At 63.3% G+C, this 21940-nt stretch carries 20 protein-coding genes; 6 read left to right on the top strand and 14 right to left on the bottom strand.

From position 1 onward, the window contains the following. The first annotated feature begins 94 nt into the window (after positions 1-94). Complete coding sequence (locus OKQ63_RS00100) at positions 95-808, top strand: AzlC family ABC transporter permease (protein ID WP_264211979.1); 714 nt, start codon at positions 95-97, stop codon at positions 806-808. After that, positions 801-1094, top strand: coding sequence for an AzlD family protein (locus OKQ63_RS00095; protein ID WP_264211978.1), 294 nt, complete (start codon positions 801-803; stop codon positions 1092-1094). The genes OKQ63_RS00100 and OKQ63_RS00095 overlap by 8 nt, the downstream gene beginning before the upstream one ends. Before the next feature lie 282 nt (positions 1095-1376). Here the strand turns inward: OKQ63_RS00095 and OKQ63_RS00090 are convergent, their stop codons facing one another. Continuing rightward, the gene (locus OKQ63_RS00090) at positions 1377-2816 is read right to left on the bottom strand and encodes an aldehyde dehydrogenase family protein (RefSeq protein ID WP_264211977.1); all 1440 of its coding nucleotides are present in this window, start codon (positions 2814-2816) and stop codon (positions 1377-1379) included. A 277-nt stretch (positions 2817-3093) separates the two neighbouring features. On the opposite strand from OKQ63_RS00090, the gene OKQ63_RS00085 reads away from it, so the two are divergent. Further along, positions 3094-3744: a peroxiredoxin gene (locus tag OKQ63_RS00085; RefSeq protein ID WP_264211976.1), complete on the top strand. Its 651-nt coding sequence runs from the start codon at positions 3094-3096 to the stop codon at positions 3742-3744. 61 nt (positions 3745-3805) lie between these two features. On the opposite strand, the gene OKQ63_RS00080 is transcribed toward OKQ63_RS00085, so the two are convergent. The 10 genes from OKQ63_RS00080 to OKQ63_RS00035 form a co-directional block, all read right to left on the bottom strand. Next, on the bottom strand, positions 3806-4975 hold the full coding sequence (locus OKQ63_RS00080; RefSeq protein WP_264211975.1) for a rhamnan synthesis F family protein: 1170 nt from the start codon (positions 4973-4975) through the stop codon (positions 3806-3808). A gap of 42 nt (positions 4976-5017) precedes the next feature. Further along, positions 5018-5890, bottom strand: coding sequence for a glycosyltransferase family 2 protein (locus OKQ63_RS00075; protein ID WP_264211974.1), 873 nt, complete (start codon positions 5888-5890; stop codon positions 5018-5020). Positions 5891-5977: 87 nt separating this feature from the next. Next, positions 5978-8122 (bottom strand): polyribonucleotide nucleotidyltransferase, encoded by a 2145-nt coding sequence (gene pnp / locus OKQ63_RS00070; RefSeq protein ID WP_264211973.1) that lies wholly within the window; start codon positions 8120-8122, stop codon positions 5978-5980. Positions 8123-8368: 246 nt separating this feature from the next. Continuing rightward, entirely contained in the window at positions 8369-9688 is a 1320-nt protein-coding gene (locus OKQ63_RS00065) for a M16 family metallopeptidase (protein ID WP_264211972.1), read from the bottom strand. Next, positions 9685-11028 (bottom strand): M16 family metallopeptidase, encoded by a 1344-nt coding sequence (locus OKQ63_RS00060; RefSeq protein WP_264211971.1) that lies wholly within the window; start codon positions 11026-11028, stop codon positions 9685-9687. Before OKQ63_RS00060 ends, OKQ63_RS00065 begins: the two co-directional genes overlap by 4 nt. Before the next feature lie 165 nt (positions 11029-11193). Then, entirely contained in the window at positions 11194-11715 is a 522-nt protein-coding gene (locus OKQ63_RS00055) for a DUF3035 domain-containing protein (protein WP_264211970.1), read from the bottom strand. 55 nt (positions 11716-11770) lie between these two features. Further along, positions 11771-12253 carry a signal peptidase II gene (lspA, locus tag OKQ63_RS00050; RefSeq protein WP_264211969.1) on the bottom strand — a complete coding sequence of 161 codons (483 nt, stop codon included), beginning with the start codon at positions 12251-12253 and terminating at the stop codon, positions 11771-11773. Between the two features lie 17 nt (positions 12254-12270). Beyond that, positions 12271-13860, bottom strand: coding sequence for a bifunctional phosphoribosylaminoimidazolecarboxamide formyltransferase/IMP cyclohydrolase (gene purH / locus OKQ63_RS00045; RefSeq protein WP_264211968.1), 1590 nt, complete (start codon positions 13858-13860; stop codon positions 12271-12273). Between the two features lie 24 nt (positions 13861-13884). After that, on the bottom strand, positions 13885-15627 hold the full coding sequence (locus OKQ63_RS00040) for a heparinase II/III family protein (RefSeq protein ID WP_264211967.1): 1743 nt from the start codon (positions 15625-15627) through the stop codon (positions 13885-13887). Between the two features lie 102 nt (positions 15628-15729). Further along, entirely contained in the window at positions 15730-16992 is a 1263-nt protein-coding gene (locus OKQ63_RS00035; RefSeq protein WP_264211966.1) for an RsmB/NOP family class I SAM-dependent RNA methyltransferase, read from the bottom strand. A 76-nt stretch (positions 16993-17068) separates the two neighbouring features. Here OKQ63_RS00035 and OKQ63_RS00030 point away from each other — a divergent pair, with 76 nt between their 5' ends. Beyond that, positions 17069-17260, top strand: a complete 192-nt coding sequence (locus tag OKQ63_RS00030; RefSeq protein WP_264211965.1) for a DUF1674 domain-containing protein — start codon at positions 17069-17071, stop codon at positions 17258-17260. A 138-nt stretch (positions 17261-17398) separates the two neighbouring features. Here the strand turns inward: OKQ63_RS00030 and dapB are convergent, their stop codons facing one another. Then, positions 17399-18208, bottom strand: a complete 810-nt coding sequence (dapB, locus tag OKQ63_RS00025) for a 4-hydroxy-tetrahydrodipicolinate reductase (protein ID WP_264211964.1) — start codon at positions 18206-18208, stop codon at positions 17399-17401. A gap of 86 nt (positions 18209-18294) precedes the next feature. On the opposite strand from dapB, the gene rbfA reads away from it, so the two are divergent. Next, positions 18295-18690, top strand: a complete 396-nt coding sequence (gene rbfA / locus OKQ63_RS00020; protein WP_264211963.1) for a 30S ribosome-binding factor RbfA — start codon at positions 18295-18297, stop codon at positions 18688-18690. Then, entirely contained in the window at positions 18687-19436 is a 750-nt protein-coding gene (locus tag OKQ63_RS00015; RefSeq protein ID WP_264211962.1) for a phosphodiester glycosidase family protein, read from the top strand. Before rbfA ends, OKQ63_RS00015 begins: the two co-directional genes overlap by 4 nt. Positions 19437-19442: 6 nt before the next feature. Here OKQ63_RS00015 and rarD read toward each other — a convergent pair whose 3' ends face one another. Both rarD and dnaA read right to left on the bottom strand, forming a co-directional pair. Next, positions 19443-20345, bottom strand: coding sequence for an EamA family transporter RarD (gene rarD, locus OKQ63_RS00010; protein ID WP_264211961.1), 903 nt, complete (start codon positions 20343-20345; stop codon positions 19443-19445). Between the two features lie 182 nt (positions 20346-20527). Further along, a complete protein-coding gene (gene dnaA / locus OKQ63_RS00005) occupies positions 20528-21940 on the bottom strand; it encodes a chromosomal replication initiator protein DnaA (RefSeq protein WP_264211960.1) in 1413 nt (470 codons plus the stop codon).

The raw sequence follows: 21940 nt of genomic DNA, 5'->3' as shown, positions 1-21940 counted from the left end.
TTCGTTCGACTTGACGAACGAACGCGCCGTTCGATATAGAAGCCTCGCGTTCGGTATAAATGAACCTGAAATACGTCGCCAGAGGAGATCTGCCATGACCTTGCAGGAGAGTGCCGAGGGTTCGCCCTGCCGCAGCCAGCTGACCGCAGGGCTGCAGGATATCCTGCCGCTGGCGATCGGCGTTGGCGTCTACGGGCTGGCCTTTGGCCTACTGGCGGCACAGGCGCAGATGGATACGCTGCAAACCGGGGTGATGGGCACAATTGTCTTTGCCGGCTCCTCCCAGATCATCGCGGTTGAACGGCTGGTGGCAGGCGCAGGCGCAGGAGCGGCCATTCTGGCGGGGCTGGCACTGAACCTGCGGCTGTTGCTGATCACCGCCTCGCTGCGCCAAGAGCTTGCCGGGCGGCCTTGGTGGCAGGTACTGTTGGGGGTGCATCTGGCCACGGATGAGAACTGGGCGCTGATGCACGCGGTGCGCGCCCGCGGCCGCCGTGCAGGCTACTGGTATCTGGTGGGCGGCGGGCTGGGGCTGGTGGCTGTCTGGGTGCTGGCGACGGTTGCAGGCGCCGCGTTTGCCACTTCCGTGCCGGAGCCGAAGGCCCTGGGCATGGATTTTGCCTTCACAGCTGCCTTCATCGCCATTCTCCGGTCGTTGTGGAGCGGCAGTACCATGCTGCTGCCTTGGGCGGGCGCTACCGTCATCGTATTGCTGACTGGACTGTTCACCCCGCTGGACCCCACCTGGACGCTGATCCTGGGAGGATTGGGCGGCGCTGCAATTGCCGGAGTGCTGGGCGATGACTGAGACATGGACCCTGATCTTCGGCTTGGCGGCTGCCACCTTAACAGTACGGCTCTCTGGTTTTCTGCTCGGCCGGAGGCTGCCGGAGTACGGTCCATGGGCACGCGGCCTGCAGGCACTGCCCGGCTGCCTGATCCTGTCGCTGGTCACCTATCTTCTGATGCAGGGCGGCCCGCAGGAATGGGCGGCCGGTGTTGCCGCCCTGGCCGTTGCCTTGGCCACCCGCAGCCTGCCGCTGACAATGGCTGCTGGAATCGCCGCAATCTGCCTGCTTAGAGCCTATTTTTGACCGGGGTCGCACAGGTTTGCCACGGGTCAAGGGTCGCATCAGCAGTGATGCGGCACACGCGGCTCATCCTCGAGATGCGACAGGCCGCCGCCTCAGTCGGACAGCCATCTTCGTGAGGCCGGGCTCCGTGCCTTGCACAGCAAGGGCCACGCCCAAGCCGACGAGCCGCCCAGCGCAGCCGGGGGGCTTGCAGGCCCGGGAGCCCCCTCTATGGATTCCTTTCGCAAAAAAGAAAACCGCCCCTGAGGGCGGCTCTCAATGAAAGCGCGCGTGACAGGAGGCTTACTCAGCCGCCCAGCCGCCGACAGCCTTTACTTCCAGGAAATCCTCGATCCCCCATTTGCCGCCCTCGCGGCCCTTGCCGGACTGTTTCATGCCGCCAAAGGGAGAGCCCGCCGAACGCGACTTGCCGTTCATTTCCACCATGCCCGAGCGCAGCGCGCGGGCCATGCGGTTGGCGCGGGCGCCGTCCTGAGTCTGCACGTAGTTGGTGAGGCCGTACGGCGTGTCATTGGCAATCTCGACCGCTTCTTCCTCTGACTCGAACGGAATAATCGACAGAACCGGGCCAAAGATCTCTTCGCGCGCGATGGTCATCTGGTTGTTCACATCGGCAAAAACCGTTGGTTTCACGTAAAAGCCCTTGTTCAGCCCGTCCGGACGGCCGGTGCCGCCGGCCACCAGCTTGGCGCCTTCGTCGATGCCCTTCTGGATCAAGTCCTGGATCTTGTTCCACTGCAGCTCGTTCACCACCGGGCCGATATGGCGGCCTTCCTGGCTGGCCGGGCCGACCTCGACCTTGGCGGCCACTTCCGCAGCCTCGGCAACCACGCGGTCATAAATGCTGTTCTGCACCAGCATCCGCGACGGAGCGTTGCAGCTTTGGCCGGTGTTCTGCATCATATGCAGCACGCCGCGCTTGACCGCTTTCTCGTCGGCATCCTCAAAGATCACGTTGGCGCCTTTGCCGCCCAGTTCCAGATCCACCTTCTTCAGGGTCGGTGCCGCAGCCTGGGTGATCGCAATACCTGCGCGGGTGGAGCCAGTAAAGGAGATCATGTCCACATCCGGATGCGTGGTCAGCTGCGAGCCGACACCGGGACCGTCACCGTTCACCAGATTGAACACACCCTTCGGGAAACCGGCCTCATCCATCAGTTCGGCAAAGATCATCGCATTCAGCGGGCTCTGCTCGGAGGGCTTCAGTACCATTGTGCAGCCGGCAACAGCCGCCGCTCCGACCTTGAGCGTCACCTGGTTCATCGGCCAGTTCCACGGGGTGATCAGGGCGCAGACGCCTACCGCCTCGTGAATGATGCGGTCGTTCGGGCTGCGGTCATTCAGCGGCGCATCAAAAGGAAACTCCTTGGCCGCGGTGATGAAATTGTGCAGGTGCCAGCTGCCGGCACCCACTTGCGAGCTGCGCGACATGTCGATCGGCGCGCCCATTTCCAGCGACATCGCCTGAGCCAGATCCTCGGCACGGGCCTCGTAGACATCGATCAGTTTCTCAACCAGCGCAATTCGCTCTGCCACCGGTGTCGCCATCCAGCCCGGCAGCGCCGCCTTGGCCGCGGCAACAGCGGCGTTGGTGTCAGCCTCAGAGCCCAGCGAGATCACCGCGCAGGGTTCCTCGGTTGAAGGGTTGATCACCTCGAAATCGTTGGGCGCAGAGGGCTGCACCCAACGGCCGTTGATGTAAAAGTCGCGTTTCTCGATCATGTCGGGATCTCCCAAATCAGACGTATTTTGCCACCGCCTTGCCGGTTTCGCGGCCACTGTGTCACTGCGCCGGCAAGGGGGCAAGGGCTTTGCCGTGCAATTTGATCAAATTACTGCAATCCCTGTCAATGGCTGTTCCGGAACGGTCGTCGGCTCCTGCCTGCCGGCGGTGTGGCGATTTTTTATGGTTTCCCGCTACGGGGGCTGTATCGTTGCTCTAGAGTACTTAGGCTTCAGTCAAGACGACTCAAAACACATCTGACAAGGAGATACCGCCATGGGTTTGCGCATTAACGACACGGTCCCGGATTTTACTGCGGAAACGGATCAGGGCTCCATCACCTTCCATGACTGGATCGGCGACAGCTGGGCGATTCTGTTCTCTCACCCCAAGGACTTCACACCGGTCTGCACCACCGAGTTTTCCGCTGTGGCGCAGCTGAGCGATGAATGGGCCAAGCGCAACACCAAGGTGATCGGCGTTTCCGTTGACGGTGTTGAGGACCACAAGAAGTGGAAGAAGGACATCGAAGCATACGGCAATGCCGCGCCGGGCTTCCCGATCATCGCCGATGACGGGCTGGCGGTCTCCAAAGCCTTCGACATGCTGCCTGCCGAAGCCTATCTGCCCGACGGGCGCACCCCCGCGGACAGCGCCACTGTGCGCTCGGTCTTCATCATCGGCCCGGACAAGCAGTTGAAGCTGAACATGACCTACCCGATGACCGTCGGCCGCAACTTTGCCGAAATCCTGCGGGCGCTGGACGGGCTGCAGATGACGGCCAAGGGCGTTGCCACCCCCGCGAACTGGGTGCCGGGCGAGGACGTGATTATTCCACCTGCGGTTTCCAACGAGGAGGCCAAGGCGAAGTTCGGAGAGTTCGAGACCATCTTCCCCTATCTGCGCAAAGTCAAAGCGCCGGAATAACCGGCGTTTTCAATCGCAGTATCAGCAAACCGCTTTCGGGCGGCTTGCTGATACCGGGGGTTTACTGCGTTCCGCCCGGTGCGGATGCAAAGCGCGGCGCCCGGCTTTGCCGCAGTTGCAGCGCCTCGGATGCAATGCACTGACCTGCCTTGCCCTCCAGCCGGGAGGCAAGGCACAGGGTGATGTTCGAACCATCCTCGGTCAGCCAGCATGGCGACTTCTTGAGAAATGCAAGGTCAGAGTGCGTGTGCAGATACGCGGGCAACGTATAGCTGACTCCCTGAGCGGCCACCGCAGTGAGGATGAAAGCGGTGTAATCCTCGGCCGGGGCCCCCTGCGACAGCAGCTCCGCTTTCAAGGCAGCCAGGCTGGGGCGCTCAAATATGACAGTCTCTGCCGCAATCTGCCGGACCGCGTCCCGCGGCAGCTGGGCCAGACGCTGGTCCAGATCCGCGGTCTTCAGCACTGCGCCGTGTGAAAACCCATGCTTCAGAACCCATTGGGTCAGACCAGTCTCGCCGCGGCGGACGATGAACTTCTTGTTGTTGGTCAGCGGGAAACGCTTCCAGAATCTGAGGAAGCCCGGATCCTCCATCAGCCGCCCCGAGAGCATCAGCGCATAGGAGCAGTACTGGAAATTGCGGCTGGCAGTGGAATAGCCCCAGCGGATCTCGCGGAAGTGTTCGGCTTCCACCCGCGGGTGGCCGTAGTTGCAGGCGGCGGCGGCAAAATCCACATTCAGGGCTTGCGCCCCGGCCAGCCAGTCCTTGGATCCCGGCAGCGGGAACCAGGAGGAATCATTGAGCAGCACCAGGCGGTCTATGCGATCGAGCCGTGCCCGGGCAGCCAGCAGCCCGTCCCGGTAGCCTCCGAAATCATACCCGAAATTGGGGCGTTCGATACAGAGCCAGCAGACTTCCTGCAGCCGCTGCCGGTCGCCATCGCTGAGAGGGATGTTGGAGACCACAACCGGAGCATAGCCGCTGTCAGTCAGATACCGCAGCGCGAGGACATGCGAGGCCAGCAGGCCCTGGCTGGGAAAGATCAGATAGACCGCGGGCTGCGGGCCGGGCGGTATGGCACCTTTGGTGACGCGGGTCCTGCGGGCGAGGAACGCGTCATAATACCAGCGCCCGAGCAGCAGCGAGCCTAAGCGGCTGGGCAACTGCGCGATCTGCTGCAGCGGGCGCTTCAGCTCGCGGGTGATTTTCCAAAGCGGGGGCCGTTTCATGAAAGACGCCTGTAATCTTTATCGGTTGGAAGGCGCGCCGGGTCAGCTTGTCTGCCATGGCGGCAGGCGGTCCGCAGCCTGCTGGCCCGGACTGCTGAGGACGGCGCGGAAATAATACCAGTTCTTGGCGCGTTTGCGCGCCGACAGAAGGTTCAGTGGTGAGATCAGCTGCAGCACAGCCTCCCCCAAGGCGCGCAGGAAACCAAACGGCAAGCCATGCTTGCGCGCACCATAGACGCGAGACTGGCCCATGTACCAGGCCTTGAGTGCCGCCGTCCTGGCGGAGCGTTCGGTGGCATGGCCCAGCAGATGCCTAACCTGCGCGCTATAGACATAGCGCAGCGGGCCGCATTGATCCTTCAGGCGCAGACTGAGGTCGTCATCTTCGTGGAACAGAAAGATCTTCGGATCAAAGCCACCAACCTGATCGAATGCCGCTTTGCGCACCAGGAGCGCGCCGCCGGACAGCACCGGCACCTCGCCGTCCTGCTTGGCAGCGTCGCGGTCCAGCCAGAGCGATTTCGGGATCAGCTTGCTGCGGCGTTTGAAGAACAAGGAGCCGTCGCCCTTGACAATACGGGTGTTGAAAGCGGAAGCGCCGGGGTGGGCATCGGCGGCGGCCAGCAGGTGCTCCAGCGTGTCCTCGAACAGCGCCGCATCGGGGTTCACGAAGAACAGGAACTCTGTAGCGGCCAGCGCGGCGCCCTGATTGCAAGCACGGCCAAAGCCCAGGTTTTCGGAATTGGCAATGAACTGCGCGCCATGCGCCTCGGCCAGCGCCCGGGTCCGGTCTGCGTCCCTGGATGCGTTGTCGACCAGGATGACGGGAACCCCTGACGGGATGGAGTGCAGCAGGCTCTCAACAATCACCGAGGAATTATAGGTGACCGTGACAATGGAAATACGGGAATTCAAATCCTGTTCCATAAGCGCCCCGCAGAAATTGAATAGCCCGGGGCACGTTTGGCACGCGTCCCGGGCTTATGTGCGGTCAGAGAAGGATCAGTCCTGCTCAGCCTTTTCTCTCTTTTCCGGCGCGATTTCTTCGCCGGTTTCCTGATCGACGATCTTCATCGACAGGCGGACCTTGCCGCGGTCGTCAAAGCCCAGCAGCTTGACCTTCACTTCCTGACCTTCCTTCAGAACGTCCGAAGGATGGTTCAGGCGGCGGTTTTCGATCTGGGAGACATGCACCAGGCCGTCGCGCTTGCCGAAGAAGTTCACGAAGGCGCCGAAGTCGACGATTTTCACGACCTTGCCGGTGTAGATCTGGCCTTCTTCCGGCTCTGCCACGATCGAATAGATCATGTCATAGGCCTTCTTGATGGCCTCGCCGTTCGGGCTGGCGATCTTGATCACGCCATCGTCGTTGATGTCGACCTTGGCGCCGGACACTTCGACGATCTCGCGGATCACCTTGCCGCCGGAGCCGATCACTTCACGGATCTTGTCGGTCGGGATCTGCATGGTCTCGATGCGCGGGGCGTGGACCGAGAACTCAGACGCTTCGGTCAGGGCTTTCGCCATCTCGCCCAGGATGTGGATACGGCCGTCCTTGGCCTGAGCCAGGGCTTTCTCCATGATCTCGGGCGTGATGCCTGCGACCTTGATGTCCATCTGAAGCGAGGTGATGCCGTTTTCGGTGCCCGCCACTTTGAAGTCCATGTCGCCGAGGTGGTCTTCGTCACCCAGGATGTCGGACAGGATCGCGTAGGAGCCGTCGTCTTCCAGGATCAGACCCATTGCAACGCCGGCAACCGGTGCTTTCAGCGGAACACCTGCGTCCATCATCGACAGCGAACCGCCGCAGACCGAGGCCATCGAGGACGAACCGTTCGATTCGGTGATCTCGGAGACAACGCGGATGGTGTAGGGGAAGTCGGTTGCCGCGGGCAGAACCGCCTGCAGCGCGCGCCAAGCCAGCTTGCCGTGGCCGATTTCGCGGCGGCCCGGAGGGCCCACGCGGCCAACTTCGCCCACCGAGTAGGGCGGGAAGTTGTAATGCAGCAGGAAGTTCGATTTGAAGTTGCCGTGCAGAGCGTCGATGAACTGCTCATCGTCGCCGGTGCCCAGCGTGGTCACAACCAGACCCTGGGTTTCACCGCGGGTGAACAGGGCAGAGCCGTGGGTCCGCGGCAGCAGGCCGGTTTCGGACACGATATCGCGGATCTCGTCGGTCTTGCGGCCGTCGATACGCTTGCCGGTCTTGACGACGTCGCCGCGCAGAATACCCGCTTCCAGCTTCTTCAGCGCGGAACCCAGGTTGGCGTCTTCCAGCTGCTCTTCGGTCAGCGCAGCCTTGATGGTGTCGCGGGCAGCGGCAACAGCGGCAGTGCGCTCCTGCTTGTCGCTGATCGCAAAAGCGGCGCGCATCTCGGTTTCGCCAGCCGCCTTGACCGCTTCATACAGCTCGGAATAGTCCGGCGCCTGGAAATCGAACGGTTCTTTCGCAGCTTCTTCGGCCAGCGAGATGATCAGGTCGATCACCGGCTGGATCTGCTCATGAGCGAATTTCACCGCACCCAGCATTTCTGCTTCGGTCAGCTCGTAAGCTTCCGATTCCACCATCATCACGGCGTCCTTGGTGCCGGCAACAACCAGGTCCAGACGCTGTTCGGGGTTCAGGCGCAGGTCCTGCATGTCGTCGACGGTCGGGTTCAGAACGTACTCGCCGCCCTCGAAGCCAACGCGGCAGCCTGCGATCGGGCCCATGAACGGCGCGCCCGACAGGGTCAGCGCCGCCGAGGCTGCAATCATTGCAACCATGTCAGGGTCATTGACCAGGTCGTGGCTCAGCACGGTGCACATCACCAGCACTTCGTTCTTGAAGCCGGGGACGAACAGCGGGCGGATCGGACGGTCGATCAGGCGCGCGGTCAGGGTTTCTTTTTCGGTCGGGCGCGCTTCGCGCTTGAAGAAGCCGCCGGGCACCTTGCCCGCAGCATAGTATTTTTCCTGGTAGTGCACGGTCAGCGGGAAGAAGTCCTGGCCGGGCTTCTGCTGACGGGCAAAGGTCACGTTGGCCATGACCGAGGTTTCGCCCAGGGTGGCAATCACGGAGCCATCAGCCTGGCGGGCAACCTTGCCGGTTTCCAGTGTGAGCGTCTCTTCGCCCCACTGCATCGATTTTTTCGAAACGTTAAACATCTAGCGTATCCTGTATAGGAGCACTCCCGGCCCTCCGGGTCTCCCGTTTGCGTGGCGGCCCCATTGCCGCCGGCCCCATCTATCTTTCTTTCGCGTGCCGGAGCCTGGGCACATCGTCTCAGATAGGCCCGCCCATACATGACTTTGGGGCAAATTGAAAGGGAAAGCGGATACCGCCCGCCGCCATGGGCGGCTGGGCGCTGTGCTCAGCGCCGGACGCGGAACCGCAGCCCGCCCGGCGCTGATTCAATTGGTGGTTTCCAGCCCTTCGGGGCGGCCGGCAATGGTGAAATGCAGGCCATCGGGATCCAGGAACTCTGCCGCAAACCGCTTCACGTCTTCCAAAGTGACGGCGTTGATGCGGTCGTTGCGGGTTTCCACATAGCTGACCGGAAGGTTGTCCATCTGCATCCCCGCCAGGATCGAGGCAATGCGGCTGTTGCCGTCAAAGCGCAGCGGATAGGCACCGGTCAGATAGGTCTGGGCGTCGCGCAGTTCCTGTTCCGTCACGCCCTCCTCCGCCATGCGGCGCCATTCATTGCGGATCACCTGCACCGCCTCGGCCATCTTGCCATTGGCAGAGGCCACCGACCCCATGTAGACCGCCGCCAGATCGCGCGGCACCAGATAGGAATAGACCCCGTAGGTCAGGCCGCGCTTTTCCCGCACCTCTGTCATCAGCCGGGTCTCAAAGGAGCCGCCGCCCAGGATCTGGTTCATGACATAGGCCGTGAAGAAATCCGGATCCTCGCGCTTGATGCCTTTCTGGCCGAACAGAGCCACCGACTGAGGCGTGTCGAAATCCACAACGGTGATGCCGCCCTCGATGGCCACCTCGGCCGGGCCGGGAATCGGCGTGCCCTCAGCGGGCAGTGCCCCCAGCAGGTCGTCCACCAGCATGCCAAGCTCTTCGGCGGTGATGTCGCCAACGGCACTGACATACAGCCTGTCACGGGCAAAAAGCGCCTCATAGGCATCGAAGATATCCTGGCGGCTGAGCGCGGAGACAGTCTCAATTGTGCCCTTGCCATCGCTGCCATAGGGGTGGCTGCCAAAGGCCATTCTGGAAAAGGCTTCGCCTGCGATCTTGTTCGGGTTCTTGGCATCGGAGCGCAAGCCCGCAAGCACCTGCGCCCGCACCCGGTCCAGTGCATCCTGGTCAAAGCGCGGCTCAAACAGGGTCTGGCGCAGCAGCGCCACGGCCTCCTCGCGGTTCTCGGTCAGAAAGCGGGCGGATATCGAAACCGAATCCTTGTCTGCATCATAGGTGAATTCCGCCGCCAGCGACTCCAGCGCCCTGGCATAGTCCTGGGCCCGCAAATCGCCGGATCCTTCCTCCAGCAGGCCGGTCATCATGTAGACCCCGCCGCGCTTGCCCGGTGCATCCAGTGAAGTGCCGCCGCGAAAGCGCAGTTCCAGCGCAGAGAAGGGAATCGCGTGGTCTTCCACCAGCCAGGCGGTGATGCCGCCGGGAGAAGTGACCTCCTCAATCTTGATCCCGGCCCAGGCAGGCAGCGCCAGGAAACAGGCCGCCAGTGCCGCAGCGAAGTATTTCAGCAGGGTCATTGTGTTACCTCCTGGTCGCGCACCATCCAGCCGGTGACCGAGGTTTCCGGGCGCAGAACCTCATTGGCAGCGGCAATGATCTCATCGGCCGTGACCGATTGCAGGATCTTGGGCCAGTCCTGAACGTCCTTGACCGTCAGTCCGATACTGAGCGCCTGGCCATAGCGGTTGGCGGTGCCGTTCACGTTGTCGCGGTCATAGATCTCCGCCGCGCGCAGCTGCAGTTTGATCCGCTCCAGCTGGGCCTCGTCCACGCCCTCCTCCAGGAAACGGGCGATGGTGGCGTCCAATGCCGCTTCGGCCTGTTCCATGCCGATGCCCTCAGCCGGGACAATCAGGAAGGTAAAGGAAGTGTCGTCCAGCGTGCTGCCCGAATAGAAGGCGCCGGTATAAACCGCCACCTGCTGGTCGAATTGCAGCGCATTGGCCAGGTACGAGGTATTGCCGCCGCCCAGAAGCTCCGCCAGCAGGTACAAGGCTGCAGCTTTCTGCTGGGCGCCGCTGTCGCGCTCGGGCGCCAGGTAGGAGCGCTGCACGTAAGGCTGCGCAACACGCGGGTCCTTGAAGGTCAGGCGCCGCTCGGCGGTCTGCGGCGGCTCCTGGCTTCGGAAGCGTTCCGGCAGCTCCGGGTTGGCCGGGATCACGCCATAGTATTCATCCGCCAGCGCCTTCACCTCCTGCGGCTGCACATCGCCGGACACGACCAGAATCGCGTTATTGGGCGCGTAATAGGTTTGGTAGAAGGACAGCGCGTCCTCCATATCGAGGCTTTCCATCTCATGCCGCCAGCCGATCACCGGCTGGCCGTAGCGGTGATTGAGATATTGCACCGCCTGCAACTGCTCGCGGAACAGCGAGACCGGATCGTTGTCAGTGCGCTGGTTGCGCTCTTCCAGGATCACCTCACGCTCGGTGACGATATCCTCCTCGCTAAGGCGGAGATTGGTCATCCGGTCGCTTTCCATCTGCATCATCAGCTCCAGACGGTCGGCGGCAACCCGCTGGAAATAAGCCGTGTAGTCATAGCTGGTGAAGGCGTTGTCCTGGCCGCCATTGGCGCGCACTGTCGCGGACAACTCGCCCGGGGCAAGCTTGTCCGTGCCCTTGAACAGAAGATGCTCCAGGAAATGCGCCACCCCGGACTGGCCCGGCGGTTCATCGGCAGAGCCGGCCCGGTACCAGACCATCTGCTGCACGACGGGTGCGCGATGATCCTCGATCACCACTACATCCATGCCATTGTCCAAGGTGTACGCGGTCACTGCCTCATTTTCGGCCCGTACAGGCGCGGTCAGGGCAGCACTCAGCGCTGCGGCGGCCAATGTGATCCTCAGGACCATCTGGCATCCTCCAATTTCTGCACCAATGCCCTTGCCCAGGACGGTGCGTTTACTGCTCTTTTGCCTATAGCATCCACAAGTCGCCGCCCGTGGCCTGCGGAAAGACTGCTGTCAACCTACGCTGCTGCTGGCGTCTTGCAAGACTGGCTGGCAGAAAAGTGAGGATCAGAAACTTTCCGCTGGCGGTGCAGAGGGGGTGGCAACCCCCGTCCGGCGGAACTGCTCGTTGGCGGCGTGCGGATCCAGTGTCTGCTTCCTGTAAAGCTGCTCGTAGCGGTCGACCGGGAACAGCTTGATCCGGCCAACCCGGCGGTTTCGGTGGCGGAAATTTGCGTCTTCTTGCGCAACGGTTTCGCGCACGCCCGGCTCAACGCCGTAGCGGCTGGATGCCGTGACCAGGGCTGCATCGCCGGCGGGTACACCACCAGAGGGCACCAACGCGCCGGGCTTGCCGCCAAGAGCGGCTACGGCTTCAGCCTGCGGATTAGGATCGGTCAGATTGCCGCCTCCGGGAGTGGGCGTCGGCAGGCTGCCGTAGTTTTCCGGTGCGGCCAGCGGTTTGGTCGGAAGCACCAGAAATTCATCCGGACCAGTGCCGGGCTTCTGGATGAGGCGCAACCCCTTTTGCCCGCAGCCGGTTGCCGCCAGCGCGCCTGCCAGAACAATCACTCCGAACGGGATCCGCATCAGCCCAAACTCCTGCCTGTTTCTCAGCGCTTTTAACGCAATTGCCCAGCGAGGTCTACGCAGGCTTTTTGCGCCGCCCGTCAAAGAAGATCAGCCCGGCTGCGCCGCCAAAGATGAAGATATCTGCAACATTGAACACAAACGGATTCTGGATTCCGCAGCAGGAAGTATTGAGGAAATCCAGCACGTACCCGTAAAGCAGCCGGTCCGCGACATTGCCTAGTGCGCCGCCGATCACCAGTCCGGCGGACAGCTGCATGCCGCGCGACCCTTTCTGCGCGCGGCCGATCCACACCATCAGCGCCGCGCAGATTACCACCGACAAGCCGATCAGAATCCAGCGCGCGGCCTCGTCGCCGCCGCCGAACAGTCCAAAGTTGATGCCGGTGTTCTCACCGTAGCGGAAGTTCAGAAACGGCGGCAGCACGTCAATCCGGTGGCGCTGGTCCAGCCCCATCGAGTGGATCACCAGGTATTTGCTGGCCTGATCCGCCAGGAAAGAGAGGGCTGCCCCCCAGATCATCCAACGTGCTGCCATGTCTTGTCGTGCCCTGCTTAGTGGCGGAAGTGGCGCATGCCGGTAAAGACCATCGCCAGCCCCTTGTCGTTGGCCGCCTTGATCACCTCATCATCGCGCATCGAGCCGCCCGGCTGGATCACACAGGCACCGCCCGCAGCCGCAGCTTCCAGCAGCCCGTCGGCGAAGGGGAAGAAGGCATCGGACGCCACCGCGCAGCCTTTGGCGAGGCTTTCTGCCAAGTCCAGCTCGACTGCCATGCGGCCGGCCTTGGCGGCGGCAACATTGGCGCTGTCCAGGCGGCTCATCTGGCCGGCGCCAACGCCAACGGTTGCCTTGTCCTTGACGTAGACGATGGCGTTGGACTTCACATGCTTGGCGACCTTCCAGGCAAACAGCAGATCCTGCATCTGAGCATCAGAGGGTGCCTTCTCTGTCACCACCTTCAGGTCATCCATGCCGACGTAACCCACGTCCTTGTCCTGAACCAGCATCCCGCCGGCCACCTGCTTGTAAGCGGTGATGGGCTGACGCGGATCGGGCAGGCCGTCGGTCAGCAGCAGGCGCAGGTTCTTCTTGGCAGCAAAGATCGCCTTCGCCTCTTCCGACGCGCCGGGCGCGATCACCACCTCGGTAAAAATCTCCACGATCTTCTTCGCGGTGTCTGCGTCCAGCGGCTGATTCAGCGCCACGATGCCGCCAAAGGCCGAGGTGCGATCGCAGTCGAAGGCCTTCTGATAGGCCTCGGCCAGGGTCGCGCCCTTGGCCACACCGCAGGGGTTGGCGTGCTTGATGATCGCGACGGCGGCGCTTTCGGCCGGGTCAAACTCCGCCACCAGCTCATAAGCCGCGTCGGTATCGTTGATGTTGTTGTAGGACAGTTCCTTGCCCTGCAGCTGCACCGCCGTGGCCACGCCGGGACGGTTCGAGCCATCAGTGTAGAAGGCCGCTTCCTGGTGGCTGTTCTCGCCATAGCGCAGAGTCTGTTTCAGCTCGCCGGCAAAGGCACGGCGGCGCGGAGTTTTCTCTTCCAGCGCCGAGGCCATCCAGTTTGAGACCGCCGCATCATAAGCCGCAGTGCGGGCATAGGCGGTCTGGGCCAGCCGTTGGCGGAACGCGTAAGAGGTCTGGCCGTCGTTCTTGTCGAGCTCTGCCAGCAGTGCCTCATAGTCCTGAACGTCGGTCACCACGTTCACAAACAGGTGATTTTTGGAGGCCGCCCGGATCATCGCCGGGCCGCCGATGTCGATGTTCTCGATCATCTCATCGTAGCCCGCACCGCGCGCCAGGGCGGCTTCGAACGGGTAGAGGTTCACGACCAGCAGGTCGATGGCGCCGATCCCGTGCTCGTTCATCGCGGCGACATGGGTTTCGTTGTCGCGCAGCGCCAGCAAGCCGCCATGCACCATCGGGTGCAGGGTCTTCACCCGGCCGTCCATCATTTCCGGAAAGCCGGTCACTTCGGAGACATCCCTGACCGTCAGACCGGCGCCGCGCAGCGCCTTGGCGGAACCGCCGGTGGACAGCAGTTCAACACCGCGCGCATCCAGCGCCTTGCCCAGCTCAATCAGGCCGGTCTTGTCGGATACGGAAAGCAGCGCACGGCGTACGGGGTGAAGGTCGGTCATGGCAGGGCGGTCCTTTGCAAAGGCTCAGTCAAACGTATCGGGTTCGTCCCGGTTCAGGTCTCGCACGGCAATGGCAGTCTCCTGCGCCTTGCTGAGCGTCCACCGGACGCGGGTGGCATATCCCATCGCTCGCCCGGATAAAACGATCTGCTTTGCCGCACGCGGCTTCAAGCGGGTCTTTTCCAGGAAAACGCTCGGCTCCAGCCGCAGCTGGCAGCTGCCGTCATGGCGGAACACCCAGATCTCCCCGCTCTTGAGCGCCATGGATACCGCCGCGCCGCCCAAGTCAAGGGCTGCGTCCACCTCCGGGTGCAGGTGCAGACGGATGTCAAAGCCGATGCCGCCGTTCTGGCTGGCATCCCGCACCTTTGAAAACTGGCGCTTGGCGGTCTCATCCAGTGCCACCAGCATGTCCTCGCCGCTGAGGCCGCGCCCGTCAAACGACAGGTCCAGGGTACGGGCATGAGTCAGGCCGAAATGGGCGGCATAGCCGTTGTGCCCTCCCTGAAAGCGGCTGCCGCCGGCTAGGTCGGCGACTTCCAGAGGCACCTCGTCCGGGGCTTCGATCAGCTCCTCATGACCAGTGGTCCTGTGCGGCGGCGCCAGCCGGGCGCTGGAGTGCCCCTCGATGCACAGCGTGGTGTGCGAGGGCGTGGCCCGCCCGGCCCGGCGCCATTCAACGCCAAACGATTCGCCCGAGCCGCAGTTCACGATCAGGGGCCGCCGGCCCGATGTCAGCTCAAACGCCAAGGTCGACGCGTGACCGTTGTAAGACGCCTTGCCCTTGGGCGGAGCGGAAGCGTCCACGATCACCGAGGTACGCCGCGCCGACAGCCGGGCAAAGCCCATCGCCAGCCCGTCCGCATGGCGTTCTGCCACATGGCTGGCGGCAAGCGCGTGGTCCAGCCGCCCCTCCAGCCCGCGGCCGCCGCCATGGAACCGCGCCAGCCCGCCATCGCTGTGGCGAAGGGTGCGCAAAGTCGGCGCAATGCGCTCAATGGCAGCGGACTGCGCGGGCGGCACCATGCGCCCGGCTTCGTGCAGGGCGGCAGCGGCCCAAGACAGCAGAGTGAAGACTTCCAGCAGCTCTTCCGGGTTGCGGGTCGGCAACCCGCCCTGATCGTCGATCTGGGACCCGCACTCCGCTGCCAGCGCCCTGACCGCCGGATCGGCCAGTTCTTCGCGCCCCTGCAGAGCAAGACCCGCGTAGATCAGGCCGCACAGAGCCTCAAACCGCGGCAGCCCGGGCGCGGCCCCCTGCCAGCGTTGGGACAGATACCAGGTCTGCCGTGCCAGTGAGCCGTAGAAAGCTTCCGTCTCGTCCTTGTGCTTGCCGCTCAGCAGGAACAGCGCGTGGTTGATCCAGCGGATCACCCGCCGGCCGGTCAGATCCGGCAGCCAGGCCAGCCCGCCGCCGCGGCCATGCTGTTCGATCCAGCCCCAGACCCATTTCTGCGCCTTGGCGCGGGCCTTGAAATCGCCCACCGCGGCCAGATCATCAAGCCAGGCAAAACCGTGCCGTTCGGCATCAAAGGCGGCATCCGGGGCGGCAACTTCCCACAGCCCGGTGTCGGGCGATTCGATCAGGTAGCCGGCAAACAGCAAATTGCCCGCCACCAGCTGGCGGCCACGGGCGAAGCTGCCGATTGTGCGCGGTTCCGGCTGCGAGACAAAGCCGGTGGCAGCAGGCTGGCTGCGCGCCCGCCAGGCGTAATACCGGTTCAGCAGGCGAGTGCCGCGGCCTGCCATTCTGTCATAAGTGGACATGCTCTTTTGCCTCACGCCAGTGGATATTTCCGGGGCGTTTTGGCGCGAGCATAACGCGGGGTTTGGATCAAGTCACCGGCGAATGCCGGTGACGCCCCGGGGTCATGCGGATTTGCGCAGCAGGGCCAGATAGAAACCGTCCATGCCGCCTCGCTCCGGCCAGTAATCAGGGCGCAGACGCAACCCGCCTTCTTCGGTGATCCATTCCGGCTCCACGCCGGGCAGCGCCAGTGCCTCGCGGTCAGCCGCCATCTCCGGGAACATCTCCAGCGCGTCCTCGACCTGGCATTCGCCCTCATCCGGCAGCAAGGAGCAGGTGCAATACATCAGCCGTCCGCCGGGTTTCACCAGCGACCAGGCATGGGCCAGCATCCGCGCCTGCAACTCAATGAGCTCCCCGAAGTCGCTGCCATCCTTGGCCTGCGGCAGATCCGGATGGCGGCGGATGGTGCCGGTGGCGGAACAGGGCGCGTCCAGCAGCACCGCGTCGAACAAGCCGGATTGCTCCAGCGCATCACCCACAATCAGCTCAGCTGCCAGCCCTGTACGCGCGAGGTTTTCCCTGAGCCGCTCCATTCGCGGCTCAGAAGCGTCCACCGCCGTCACCTTGGCACCCGCAGCAGCCATCTGCATGGTCTTGCCGCCCGGCGCCGCGCACAGTTCGAGAACTCGTTCGCCGGGCTGGACGTCCAGAATACGGGCAGGCATTGCGGCAGCGGCGTCCTGAATCCACCAATCGCCAGCCTGGTACCCCGGCAGCGCCGACACCTGCCCAGCACCGGTGATCCGCAGCGTTCCTGTCGGCAACTGTTCCCCGGTTAACGCCTGCAAGCCTACGCCGGGCTTGCCGGTGATATCCAGCGGTGCGCCTGCGAAGTGCGCAGCTTCCATACTCAGCATCACCTCGGCGCCCCACGCCTGCACCAGCGGCTTGCGCAGCCAGTTCGGCAGGCGCGGCGTGCGCAGCTTGGCCCACTCCGCCGGGCCGTCCTCGGCCACTTTGCGCAAAACCGCATTGACAAGGCCTTTGAGCTGGCCATGGCGGCGGTGCTTGGAGACAATGGCCACCATCGCATTCACCACCCCATGCGCCGCGCCGCCAGAACACAGCTCGACTGTGCCCAGCCGCAGCACATTCATCACCATGAGCGGCGGCGTTTTCTTCAAGTGCTTCTTCAGGATCCGGTCGGCGCGCTCAAGCCCGCGCAGGGTTTCTACTGCCAGCCGCTGCGCCCGCGCGCGGTCTTCCGGAGCCAGCTTCTCCAGCGCCCCCGCAGCATAACATTCCGCCAGAAGCCGCCCTTCTCCCATGACCTGGTCCAGCAGGTAGACAGCGGTGCGGCGGGCGTGATTGGCATCGGACATCTGGCATCTCCTAGGTCGCGGGTTGTTTGCGCCGGACAGGGGCGTATATCATGGTGCGAGCATAAAGGAACCCGCGATGAACAAAGAGATTGCGCCCGAAAAGACAGACCTGCCGCCCGCCGCCCTGCGTGCGCTGGCCGAAGCCGAAGAACGCCGCCGGGACGCCGGGACGCAAGAACCGTGCCCAAAGGAGCTGGGCGGCCGCGACGGTCCTGACCCCGCCCGCTATGGCGATTGGGAGAAAAAAGGCATCGCCGTAGATTTTTGAGCGGCGGTCAGGGGGTTTTACCCCCTCGCAGGCACAGCCTGCTCACCCCCAGAGTACTTTTCAAAGGTGAAACGGCTTTCATCTTTTCCTAAGTACTCCCGCCGGAGGCAGCGGCGCTGAAGAGCCGCTCTCAAAGCCTTACAGCCCCAGCACGTCCACCATGTCATACTGGCCGGGCGCCTTGTCCTGCCCCCAGAGCGCAGCTTTCAGCGCACCGCGGGCAAAGATGGCGCGGTCGGTGGCCAGATGGCGCAGCACAATGCGCTCGCCAGCAGCGGCAAACAGCACGTCATGTTCCCCCACAATGTCGCCACCGCGGATTGCGGTGAAGCCGATGTCGCCGCGCTTGCGGGCGCCGGTGATGCCGTCACGGCCGGAATCACGCACATCCGCCAGCTTGACCCCGCGGCCCTCGGCCGCTGCCTCGCCCAGCATCAGCGCAGTGCCGGAGGGCGCGTCCACCTTGTGGTGGTGATGTGCCTCGATGACTTCGATATCGAAATCCTCGTCCAGCGCGGCAGCGACCTTCTTGGTCAGCTGCACCAGGAGGTTCACGCCAAGGCTCATATTGCCCGCGCGCACGATCACAGCGTGGCGGGAGGCCGGTTCCAGCTGGGCGATCTGCGCATCCGTCATGCCGGTGGTGCCGATCACGTGCACGGCGCGGGCCTGGGCTGCCAGCTTTGAAAACGCCAGCGTCGCCTCTGGCGCGGTGAAGTCAATCACGGCTTGCGCCTTGGAAAACGCCTCCAATGCATCCGCGGTGACAGTAACGCCAACCGCCGCCCCACCCATCGCTTCGCCCACGTCGCGGCCAACCCAGTCGTGGCCCTCGCGCTCGACCGCGCCAACCAAAGTGGCCTTATCGCTCTCCAGCACGGTCTTGATCAGCATCCGCCCCATACGGCCCGATGCACCGGTAATCACGATCCCTGGTTTGTGAGTCATTGGCCCATTCCCTTGTTCAAGCTGGAATTCTCCTACATCGCCGGGCAGCGCTTGGCAAAGCCTGCGATCCGGCTTAGATCGGGAATATGGCAAAGAACAAATTCCACGATGGCCCTGGTCCATCCCAGCGCCAGCTCCGCGTCGGCGAGCTGATCCGCCGCTCCCTCTCCGAGGTGCTGGCGCGCGGCGATGTGCATGACCCGGAGCTGAACCGCATGTCGATCACCGTGGGCGAGGTCCGCACCTCGCCTGATCTGAAAATCGCCACCGCCTTTGTGCTGCCTCTGGGCGGCAAGGGGCAAGAGGATGTGCTGAAGCTTCTGGCCCGCAACAAGAGCGAGCTGCGCCGTATGGTGGGCAAGAAGCTGGGGCTGAAATTCACCCCCGATCTGCGCTTCCGGCTGGACGAAACCTTCGACCAGATGGATGAAACCCGCCGGATGCTGAGCCAGGACGCGGTGCGCCGCGACACCGAAGAGTGATCCGCAAGGCCGCCTTGCTGCTGGCCGCGCTCTGGGCTGCCCCGGCTGCAAGCGCGGTCGAATGCCGTGATGTGGCCTATGAGGGCAACCGCTATTCAGTCTGCGAGGTGGATGCGGCCCGGGAACAGCTGCGGCTGTTTCTGAAGGATGGCGACGGCCGGGTCTACGGGCATTTCTCGACCCTGGATGCAGCGCTGGCAAAGGACGGCAAGGTGCTGGCCTTTGCCACCAATGCCGGGATGTACCACACCGACCGCTCTCCTGTGGGTCTCTATGTCGAGGACGGTGCGCAGGAGATGCGGCTGGTGACCAGTGCCGGGCCCGGCAATTTCGGCCTGTTGCCCAACGGCGTCCTGTGCATCCGCAAAGGCCGCGCCGATGTGTTCGAAACACTGGCCTTTGAAAAGGCAGCTCCTGCCTGCTCGCACGCCACTCAGTCGGGGCCGATGCTGGTGATCGATGGAGAACTGCACCCGCGCTTTCTGGCCGATTCGGACAGCTATTATGTGCGCAACGGGGCAGGCACCTCAGCCGATGGCACAAGGGTGGTTTTTGCCATCTCGCGCAATGCGGTGACCTTCCACCAGTTCGGCAGCCTGTTCCGCGATTACCTGGAACTGCCCAATGCGCTGTACTTCGACGGCAATATCTCGCGCCTGCACGCGCCGCAGCTGGGGCGCAGCGATGCGGGCTTCATGATGGGGCCGGTTGTCGGCGTGGTCGAGCAGGCACCGACAGGCGAATAAGCGCCCTCAGCCGGGACATTTGCGCATCTTCCGCACCATCGGCAGCGTGTAGATCACCAAGGCCGCCCAAATCATCGGAAAGGCAATCATGCGGGCGCGGCCGAATTCTTCGCCGAACAGCAGCACCGCCGCCAGCATGATCATCGTCGGTGCGATATATTGCAAGATTCCCATGGTCGAGAGCCGCACCAGTTTGGCGCCGTTTGCATAGACAATGAGCGGCACCGCGGTGACCACGCCGCAGCCCAACAGCAGCGAAGTGTCGCTAAGTGACGCGCCAAAACTGCTGTTGCCGGTAGCCATGAGATAACCGAAGTACCCCAAGGCCGGCGGCAGAAGAATCAGGACCTCCAGCAGGAACCCTTGGTTGGGGCCGATCGGCAGGGACTTTTTGAAGAAGGCATAGAACCCCCAGGACAGGGTGAGGCCAACCGCCACCCAGGGCACCCGGCCCGCTTCCAGCGTCAGCACCACCACTGCGGCTGCGGCCAGGGCAACGGCCGCCAGTTGCGCCTTGCTGAGCGGTTCGCGCAGCAGCAAGGCACCCAGCGCGATGCTGAACAGCGGGTTGATGTAATATCCAAGCGCCGCATCCAGCGCCCGCCCCGCAGCAATCGACCAGACGTAGATCCCCCAGTTGACCGAGATCAGCGCCGCAGTGATGCAGGCCATGCCCAGCATCCGGGGGGTCTTCAACGCTGCCCGCAGGTCCCTGGTCCGGCGCAGGACGATCAGCAGCGCTCCGGCGACCGGCACCGACCAGATCACCCGGTGGGTGACAACCTCAGCCGCGGGGATATGGGACAGCGCCTTCATGTAGAGCGGCAGAACCCCCCACAGCAGATAGGCGGTGACGGCAAAGGCCAGACCGCGGGGCGTATCCATGTTTTCAGTGATGTGCGGTGTCATGCGGCGCTCCTGTACAGGCCGCGTTATGGCTGATTTCGAGGCCGGGGAAACTTAATTTTCCGTAATGCCGGGTATTCAGCTGCATTATGGGCCGCACGCCGCAATCCCGGCCGGACCTGCACAGAAAAAACGGCCCCGGAAACCGGAGCCGCAAGTCAATCAATCCGGGGTGCGGCTGCGCGTCAGGCTTCCAGCGACCGGCGCAGCATTTCCACATCTTCGGCGATCTGCCCGTCGGTGGTCTTCAGTTCCTCGATGCGCTTCACACCATGCATCACAGTGGTGTGGTCGCGCCCCCCGAAGCGGCGGCCGATTTCCGGCAGGCTGCGGCTGGTCAGCTGCTTGCACAGATACATCGCCACTTGGCGCGGGCGCGCATAGGAGCGCAGGCGCTTCGGGCCGATGATGTCGGACATGCGGATATTGTAGTACTCGGACACCTTGCGCTGGATCTCCTCGACGGTGATCTTGCGTTCCGAGGCGCGCAGCACGTCGGCCAGGCAGTCCTGGGTCAGGTCCATATCGATCTCGCGGCCCACCAGCGATGCAAAGGCAAACAGACGGGTCAACGCGCCCTCAAGCACGCGAACGTTGGTCGAGATCCGGTGCGCCAGGAATTCCAGAACTCCATCGGCGATCCGCAGGTCCGGATAGGTCTCGCGCTGCAGCTGCACCTTGGTCTGCAGGATGCCCAAACGCAGTTCGTAATCGGTCGGGTGCAGGTCCACCACCAGACCGCACTGCAAACGGGATTTCACTCGGTCCTCCAGATCCTTGATCTCCCCCGGGGCGCGGTCGGCGGAGATGATGATCTGTTTGTTCTGGTCCACCAGCGCGTTGAAGGTGTGGAAAAACTCCTCCTGGGTGGAATCCTTGCCTGCGATGAATTGCACGTCATCCACCATCAGCACGTCGACCGAGCGGAACAGGTGCTTGAAGTCCATCATCTTGCGCTCGCGCAGGGCCTGCACAAAACGGTACATGAACTGCTCTGCCGACAGGTACAGCACGTTCAGTTGCGGGTTCTTTTCCTTCAGTTCCCAAGCGATAGCATGCATCAGGTGGGTCTTACCCAGGCCGACGCCGCCGTAGAGCACCAGAGGGTTGAAAGTAACCGGGCCGCCTTCGCCAACGCGGCGCGCGGCGGCGTGGGCCAGCTCGTTCGGCTTGCCCACGACAAAGCTGTCAAAGGTGAAACGAGGGTCCAGCGGTGCTGCCTGCAGCGCTTCCAGCGTGTCCTTGCCTGCTGCAGATGCCGAGGCTGCTGCCGGTGCGGTCATGACAGCCAGATCCTCCTGCGCACCGCCGTAGGCCTCAGCCGCACCGGCGGGATTTGCCGGCCGTGCCGGGCTGTTGACTGCGACCCGGAAGGCCAGGCGCTGAACCGGCTCGCCGGACATGGTCAGCTCATGCAGAATCAGATCTGAAAAGTTCTGGCTGACATAGTTTCCCATGAAATTTGTCGGCACCTTGAAGACGGCGACCCCGCCGTCCACAGCGTCAAATTCCAGGGGCTCGATCCAGGTTGTGAAATTGTTCTGGCCGACCGTCTTCAACAGCCGGTTTCGAAGCTGTCCCCATTTTTCTTCTGTCAT

This window comes from Leisingera thetidis, assembly GCF_025857195.1.
Taxonomy (GTDB): Bacteria; Pseudomonadota; Alphaproteobacteria; order Rhodobacterales; family Rhodobacteraceae; genus Leisingera; species Leisingera thetidis.
This window is presented reverse-complemented; position numbering and strand designations above follow the sequence as displayed.